The organism is Paraburkholderia sp. 2C (assembly GCF_054589215.1).
On the sequence record NZ_BAAILL010000042.1, the window covers coordinates 199,783 to 207,866 of the forward strand.

General features: G+C 64.2%; 5 protein-coding genes and 1 pseudogene. 2 read left to right on the forward strand and 4 right to left on the reverse strand.

The features are described from left to right. Positions 1–206: 206 nt before the first annotated feature. Positions 207–1,924: pseudogene (locus ACYPXD_RS20980) on the forward strand (methyl-accepting chemotaxis protein); the annotation flags it as partial. On the opposite strand, the gene ACYPXD_RS20985 reads toward ACYPXD_RS20980, so the two are convergent. From ACYPXD_RS20985 to ACYPXD_RS20995, 3 genes are all read right to left on the reverse strand, one after another. Next, positions 1,843–2,943, reverse strand: a complete 1,101-nt coding sequence (locus ACYPXD_RS20985) for an alpha/beta hydrolase family protein (protein ID WP_459715375.1) — start codon at positions 2,941–2,943, stop codon at positions 1,843–1,845. The pseudogene ACYPXD_RS20980 and the gene ACYPXD_RS20985 sit on opposite strands and share 82 nt — an antisense overlap. A 176-nt stretch (positions 2,944–3,119) precedes the next feature. Then, positions 3,120–4,496 carry an MFS transporter gene (locus tag ACYPXD_RS20990; RefSeq protein ID WP_459715377.1) on the reverse strand — a complete coding sequence of 459 codons (1,377 nt, stop codon included), beginning with the start codon at positions 4,494–4,496 and terminating at the stop codon, positions 3,120–3,122. Positions 4,497–4,737: 241 nt separating this feature from the next. Further along, entirely contained in the window at positions 4,738–5,853 is a 1,116-nt protein-coding gene (locus ACYPXD_RS20995) for an NADH:flavin oxidoreductase/NADH oxidase (protein ID WP_459715379.1), read from the reverse strand. 321 nt (positions 5,854–6,174) lie between these two features. Here ACYPXD_RS20995 and ACYPXD_RS21000 point away from each other — a divergent pair, with 321 nt between their 5' ends. Next, on the forward strand, positions 6,175–7,149 hold the full coding sequence (locus tag ACYPXD_RS21000) for a LysR family transcriptional regulator (RefSeq protein ID WP_459715381.1): 975 nt from the start codon (positions 6,175–6,177) through the stop codon (positions 7,147–7,149). Here ACYPXD_RS21000 and ACYPXD_RS21005 read toward each other — a convergent pair. Beyond that, the gene (locus ACYPXD_RS21005) at positions 7,109–7,921 is read right to left on the reverse strand and encodes an alpha/beta fold hydrolase (protein WP_459715383.1); all 813 of its coding nucleotides are present in this window, start codon (positions 7,919–7,921) and stop codon (positions 7,109–7,111) included. The genes ACYPXD_RS21000 and ACYPXD_RS21005 overlap by 41 nt on opposite strands. Between the last annotated feature and the right edge of the window lie 163 nt (positions 7,922–8,084).

Here is an 8,084-nt window from a genome sequence, read left to right on the forward strand (position 1 = left end):
GATGCGCGATATAAAAATTCAATAGCGCGCAAACCTTTGCGCCTTCGAAATGTCGGCCTCGCCACCCTCCAGCAAAGTCCAGCCGCGCCGTAATGCGAGATGCATGGACATCGAATCGGTGTCGTGCGCGATCCGGAGCACGTGTTCCGGACCCCAACGGCTCAAGCCCTCCTCGCGTACACCAAGGCAAACAACTGGAGTCGAATATGAATCTCAACAATCTGTCGGTAAAGGCAAAGCTGACCGGGTCGTTCGGCGTCCTTGCTGCCGTCGTTCTGATCGTGTCGGGCATGTCGCTGAAAGCGCTGAACGACGCCAACGACCGGTTCGCAAGTTACGTATCGGGCGTCAACGCCCGCGGCAATCTCGCTGCGCAGGTTCGAACCGCGGTTGACCGGCGCGCGATTGCGGCACGCAACATGGCGCTGGTTACGACGCCGAGCGATTTCGAGGTGGAGAAAGCGGCCGAGGCGCAAGCGCAGATGGACGTCGAGTCGAACCTCGCCAAGCTCAACGAGATGATCTCGTCGGCGACCAATACGACTGAAAAAGCCCGCAAACTCGTGGGCGAAATCAACCGGATCGAGGCCGCTTATACGCCCGTTGCCAACGCCATCGTCAGCCTCGCCGTTGCGAACAAGCACGACGAGGCAGTCAAGAAAATCAATGACGAGTGCCGGCCGCTGCTTGCCGCGCTGATCAAGGCAACCAACGACTACGCCGACTACACGCATGGCCGTGCAGACGAACTGATGCGCGAATCGGAGCAGCATTATGCGATGCAGCGGAACCTGCTGACGGCCATCTGCGTTGCCGCCGTCGCGATGGCAATCGCGGCGGGCCTCGTCATCACGCGCGGCTTGCTGCGCGCCCTCGGCGCCGAGCCGGGTGCATTGGGCGAAGTCACGCAGCGCGTCGCGGCGGGCGATCTGAGCCCGGTCGCGGGCGCGACGAGCGCGCCTGCCGGAAGCGTGCTCGCGTCGATGGGCGACATGCAGGCCAGTCTCGTCAGGCTCATCGGGCAGGTTCGCGTCGCGGCGGACAGTATTGCCACAGGTTCGAGCCAGATCGCTTCGGGCAACATCGATCTTTCATCTCGCACCGAGCAGCAGGCCGCGTCACTGCAGGAAACGGCATCGAGCATCGACGAACTGACGTCGACGGTGCGGCAGAACGCCGAGAACGCGCAGCAGGCCAGCTCGCTCTCCGTCAACGCATCCGAAGTGGCGCGCAAGGGCAATGAGGTGGTCGGTCAGGTGGTCGGCACGATGGGCGACATCAGTACGAGCTCCACGAAGATCGCCGATATCACGGGGATCATCGAAGGGATTGCCTTTCAGACCAATATCCTCGCGCTGAACGCTGCGGTGGAAGCGGCCCGGGCGGGCGAACAGGGCCGCGGGTTTGCGGTGGTCGCCAGCGAAGTACGAAGCCTCGCGCAGCGCTCGTCGAGCGCGGCCAAGGAAATCAAGGATCTGATCAACGCCTCCGTGCAGAAGATCCGCGACGGTTCGTTGCTCGTCAACGAGGCAGGCGCGACGATGGCCCAGGTCACGCAGGCGGTCGCCCGGGTGACCGACATCATGGGCGAAATCGCCGCAGCATCGACCGAACAAAGCAGGGGCATTGAACAGGTCAATCAGGCGATCACGCAGATGGACGAAGTGACACAGCAGAATGCCGCGCTGGTCGAGGAAGCCGCGGCGGCCTCCAAGTCGCTCGAAGACCAGGGGCGGCAGCTCAATCAGGCGATCGCGTTCTTTCGTCTCGATGCGAGCGCCACACCAGGTTGAGGGTTCCCGCCCCTGCTCGATTACGACCCTTGCTGCCTCGTTGTTTGGCTCAGCGTGCGGCGGCGCCGAGTTGCGCTTCGAAGAACGCGGTCGCCGCATCGAGCGCCAGCCGGTGCACTTCCTGCTGGCGGTTGGCCTGTTTGCACGGCGGTATCGTTGCGCGCCCCGCCTCGGTGCAGGTCGCCAGGAAATCGTAGTGCGTCACGCCGTCGAGGCGTGTCAGCATCGCGCCGGGAATCAGACGGGCGGCGACCACGGCATTCGACGGCGCGGGCGCAACCGTATCCGCGTCGCCCACCACGATGCGCACGGGCGCGCGCAGTGCCTCGAGGCTCGCCGGGTCGATCTCCTGCACGAGCGCGGGCGCCATCGCGAACACCGCGCGAACATGCGCGATGCCGTGATTGTCTTGCGCATGCGCGAACGCGGCGCGAATCTCGGGACGCTCGATCTCGCGTTCGTAGTCCTGCTGTGTGACCGTGAACTCGAGTTGCGGCACGCACATCGCGTCGTCGGGATGCGCGCGGCACAACTGCTCGAGACGGCTCGGCTGAACCCGTGCGCCGGCCGCCACGAGCGACGTATAACCGCCCGCCGAAAAGCCCGCGACGCCAAGCCTCGATATATCGACGTGCGGTCCGACGACGGGGTCGCGCGCCACTGCGTCGAGGGCGACGCGCAGGTCTTCCGCGCGATCCCACGACAGCAATGCGCCGGATATCGTCATCGGGTCGGCGCCGTTATTGCCGGGGTGATCGACCGCGACGACGACATAGCCGTCGCGTGCGAGCGCAATGCCGAACCAGCCCATCACGCGCGCGCTGCCGCCGAAGCCGTGCGACAGCAAAATCACGGGGCGCCTGGCGCCGGCCGCAAAAGGCGCGTTCGGTGCGTCAGTGCCGACATTGAAAAGCGGGTTGTCGGGCGGGCCGATCGTAACGGGCTTTTCGATCGCAGCGGCGCTCGCCGGATACCAGACCGTGATGCGCAATTGCGTGCGATGCCGCGCGTCGCGCAGGCTCGCCGTCGGATCGAACGCGGTGCGGTGAAGTTCGCCGACCGGCGCCGCCGCATATGCGCCCGTGGCAACGATAAAAGTCAGCAGAAATGCCGCAGCCTGGGCGGTGGTTTTGAAGAACAGATCGCGCATCGTGTCTCCTTCATGATTTTTTCCGGATGACTGATCGTCGCAGTCATGCCGTCATTCTTTCACGCGAACCCGATTACACGAAGCATAAAGCACGCGCGGCATTCAACCGTCTGAAAACGGTCGAATGCCGCGCGCTTTGAAACATCACGCGTGCCTTCACGCGGGCACGCTATCGGCTAGTCAGGCATGCCCTGCCCGCGCGTTTCCGGCAAAAACCACGGCAGCACGATGCCGATCACGTAGACGGAGCCGAGCGCGAGCGCCGCTTGCGGCACACCGCCGAACGACTTGATCATGCTGCCCGCGACAATCGGAAACACCCATGCGATCAAACGCGCCGCGTTAAACACGAAGCTGATCGCGGTCGAACGCACGGTGCTCGTGAACAGTTCGCACGGATAGATTGCCATCCATACGTATGCGCAACCGAGCGTGAAAAAGCCGTTGATCGGCGCGACCACCATCATCGCTTCGACGCTCGAGGTGAATCGGTAGGTGATTACCGTCGTCACGAGCGAGCCGACGAAGCTCAAGGACAAAAACGCCTTACGGCCGACCGCATCGATGATAAAGCCCGCAAGCATATACGCAACGATCGCGCCGACCGTGTACGAGATCGATACCTTCGAGCCCCACGACAGCGGATCGGTGATGTTTTGCGCTTTCGCGATCGCCACCGTATGAGTGGGCAGCCAGCTCGAGATCGCCCACCAGCCGACCGTCGTGACGATGGAGAGCACGAGCAGGATAAGGGTGCGGCGCGCGGCTTCGCGTTCGTTGAACAGTTGTGCGAGCGTGAAGGGCCGCTTGTCGGCGTTCTTCGCCGGGTTTGCCGCTCCGCTCGCGCCTCGTTGCGGCGGCGCCGATGCCGACGTCGCATTCCAGCGCTTCTCGCGCACCGCGCGCTGCCATTTCTCCGATTCGTTGACGCCGCGCCGGATATACAGCACGAACAGCGCGGGCACCGCGCCGAGCACGAACATGAGCCGCCAGGTTTCGGCGCCGAGCGGATGCAGCGTCGACATCGCGTACCAGACGACCGCAGCCGTCAGCGTGCCCCAGCCGAAGCCTGATTGCAGGAAGCCGGCGCCTTTCGCCCGCGCTTCCTCGGGCCATGTTTCGGACAGCAGTGCGATGCCCGTGCTCCATTCGCTGCCCATGGCGAGGCCGGTCAGAAAGCGCAGTGCGCACAGGGTCCAGACCGTATCGGAAAACGCCGTGAAACCGGAGAGCAGCGCGTAGAGCAGCACCGACCACAGCATCATGCGCTTGCGGCCGACGTAGTCGGCGAGAATACCGCCGACGAGTCCGCCGATGCCCCAGCCGAGCAGCGTAATGCCGATGACGAGTCCTGCGTAGATGGTCGGCGATGCGGCCTGCGCGGGCGTCAGGACCGAATGCAGCATTGGCGCGAGCACGACGACCAGCACGAGTGCTTCATAGCCGTCGAAGATCCAGCCGAGAAAGCTGGCGCGCAGCACGCGCCAGTGCATTGCCGTCAGACCGTCGTACCAGCGGCCGCGTGCGCCGACCGCAACTTGCCCTTGTTCCATCCGCTTTGTCTCCTGTGTCGATCAGAGTTAGCGCTTTAGCGCTTACTCTGATCCCATGCCGCACTTGTTCCAGCTTGGCGCTTCAGCGCCCGGCTGGAGCTGCGCGGCGCGTCGATCAGAGTTAGCGCTTTAGCGCTTACTCTGATCCCATGCCGCACTTGTTCCAGCCTGGCCAAAGCTATGTGCCGAATAGTCACTTCACTCCGCCGCCGGTCTTACGCCGGCTTGCCGCGCCTTTCCTTTACCGCTGTCCGAACGACGCGCCGCTGAACACCTTGTTCACGCCGCGCGGTTCGCTACGCCAGTATTGCGGCGGCGCCGTCACGCTCGCGCCGAGTTCCGCCGCCGCATGCCACGGCCAGCGCGGATCCCACAGCACCGCACGCGCCAGCGCGATGAGATCGGCCTCGCCATCGCGAATGACCTTGTCCGCATCGGCGGCCTGCGTGACGAGGCCAACGCCGACCGTCGTCATGCCGGTCGCCTCGCGCACCGCCTTCGCAAACGGAATCTGATAGTGCGGCCCGAGCGGGATTTTCTGCAACGGCGACAAGCCGCCCGTCGACACGTCGATCCAGTCGCAGCCAAGCTGTTTCAGACGCTTTGCGAGTTCGACCGTCCCTTCGAGGTCCCAGCCGCCTTCGACCCAGTCGGTCGCCGACACGCGCACGCCAAGCGGCTTGTCCGCGGGCCAGACGGCGCGCACCGCCTCGAATACTTCGAGCGGAAAACGCATCCGGTTGTCGAGCGAGCCGCCATATTCGTCGCTGCGCTGATTCGAAAGCGGCGACAGGAACTGGTGCAGCAGATAACCATGCGCGAAGTGCAATTCGATCGCGGCCAGTCCGACCCGTGCCGCGCGCCGCGCACTCGCCGCAAACGCGTCGCGAATCCGTTGCAAGCCGTCGCGATCGAGTCCGGCGGGCGTCGCTTCGCCGTCGCGTTGCGCGATCGGCGACGGCGCGACAGTCTGCCAGCCGCCGTCCGCAACGGCAATCAGCGTGCCGCCGCGCCATGGCGGTTCGCTCGAGGCCTTGCGCCCCGCGTGGTTCAGCTGCACGCCGATCGGCATGTCGCTGAATTCGCGCACATCGTCGAGCACGCGTGCGAGCGCGCGCTCGTTGTCGTCCGAATAGAGGCCAAGACATTGCGGCGTAATGCGGCCCGCGGGTTCGACCGCGGTCGCTTCGAGCAGCATCATCGCCGCGCCGCTTTGCGACAGGTTACCGATATGGATGCGATGCCATGCGCTCGCCGAGCCGTCGATCGCGCTGTACTGGCACATCGGGCTAATCACGATACGGTTCGCGAGTTCGAGCGAGCCGAGCTTCAGGGGAGAGAAAAGTGTTGCGTCCATCGATGCCATTGAGTTCAACGGATTGAATGAAATGAAAGCCGCGGGCGAGCGGATTGCATCGGACCATTGCGGGTTTGCAGTGGCCTTCGCCGTCCGTGCGGGCGTCGCGGCGCGCGATGGCTCATTGCCCCCGATACGGCCTGGTGTCGCCTGCGCCCCGCGCTGGATGGGTTATAGAATGCGGTTTGCGGCGCGATTTGAGAATTTCTGATTATTCAGCGCAGCCATCGCCAATCGAGATGGATGGCCAATGGCGGGTCGCGAGCCGCTAAAACCACCGCAAAACCAGGGGGAAACCCGTACATGGAAGGGTGCTAGAGCATGCGCGCCACCGAAGAGCGTCCGCTGCGCTTCGACATCGAGTCACTGCGGATTTTTGTCGCCGTTGTCGAAGAAGGCAGCATCGCGGCGGCGTCGGGCAGGATGCATCTGGTCGCGTCGGCGGTCAGCAAGCGTGTGTCGGATCTCGAAGCCGAGGCCGGCACGCCGCTGCTCTATCGGCATAGCCGCGGCGTGCTGGCCACGCCGGCCGGGGACGCACTCTATCATCACGCGAAGCGGCTTGTCGAGCATCTGCAGCAGATCTCCGACGAGTTGTCCGAGTACTCGCAAGGCTTGCGCGGCCATGCACGCATTTACGTGAATTTCACCGCGATGGTGCTGTATCTGCCCGCCGCGCTCAATTCGTTTTTGCATGTGAATCCGCAAGTGCGCGTCGATATGGTCGAGAAGACCAGCGACGAAGTGGTGCAGGCCATCGCAAGCGGGGTCGCCGATCTCGGCATTTGCGCGGCCTCGCGCGATGCGACGGGCGACCTGCAGGTGCGTCCCTATCGGGTCGACAAGCTCGTGCTGATCGTGCCGAAAGCGCATCGCTTCGCCGAACGCGCGCGAGTCGCCTTCGACGAGACACTCGACGAAGATTTCGTTTGCATGCCGTACGGCACATCGATTCCGAAGCTGTGCCGCGCGGCCGCCGAGCGCGCGGGCCGGCGCATGCGCGTGCGCATCGAGGTGACGAGCTTCGAGGGCGTGCGCAATATGGTCGGCGCGGGCCTCGGCATCGGCGTGCTGCCCGAAGGAAGCGTGCTGCCCTATCTGGAATCGGCCGGCATATGCGCCGTCGAACTCGAAGAACCATGGGCATTCCGCCCGCTCGTGATCGTCGCACGCAACTTCGATACGCTGCCGATGCCGGCGCGCATGCTCGTCGATCATCTGCAAAAGGATGCGGCGGCGGTGATGCCCCTTCCGTTCAAACCAGTTGCGCAAGAAACAACTGCAGCGCGCGATTGAACTGTGCGGGCCGTTGCAGCGGCGCGAAATGGCTGACACCCTCCAGTAGCAGCCACCGCGCGCCCGGAATGCTGCGCGCGAGATACTCGGCGTGTTCGCGCTTGATGAATTCGTCATGTTCGCTGTGCGCGATCGTCACGGGCACGCGAATCTGCGCGAGTTCATGCGCACTCCAGTTCGGCTGCGTTTTCTGCATCGTACTGACCGCTTCGACGAACGCGTCGAACTGGTCCGGCGTGGCCGAAAGCTGCGCGTAGTCGTTTACGTGCCTCGCAAAGCAGCGGTCGATAACCGGTGTCGCGACGAAAGGCTTTGCGCCGCCCGGATCCATATTGCAGCCGAAGAAGAATACGCCCGCCACGCGCTCGGGCGCTTGCGCCGCGAGTATCAACGACGTACATGCGCCATCGCTCCATCCTGTAAGCGCCGCCCGTTCGATACGCAAGGCGTCGAGCACCGCGCGGACGTCCGATGCCATCCGTTCATAGCAATACGGTTGCGCGTCGCGCGTGCTGCGGCCATGTCCGCGGCTGTCGATCGTGACGACCTCGTGCCCTGCCGCCACTAGCGCCGGCACCTGATAACCCCAGTTCCCGCTATGACCAAGGCCACCATGCAGCAGCACGACGGGCACGTGGTCGCCGCGCGTTCCGCAGGCGGCGTACCAGATGCTTACGCCGTCATGCTCGACATGCCCTTCACGCGCGCTCGCGGGTAGCGGCGGCGCGCCTGTGGCAGCGAACTGCGTGAGGTCGTCGTCGAATGAATGCATGCCGGTTGTCTCCGTTTTTGCGCACGCTTTGCCTGCCGTGATGTTGGTGGTGCGCGCAATATCTCGCTTTCAGCGCGAAACTTCAGCGCGAAAGCGTGAACGCGTCGAAGCCGACCGGGATCGACGTCGATCCCGGCAACGCAGCGCCATGCGGGCCGTTTGC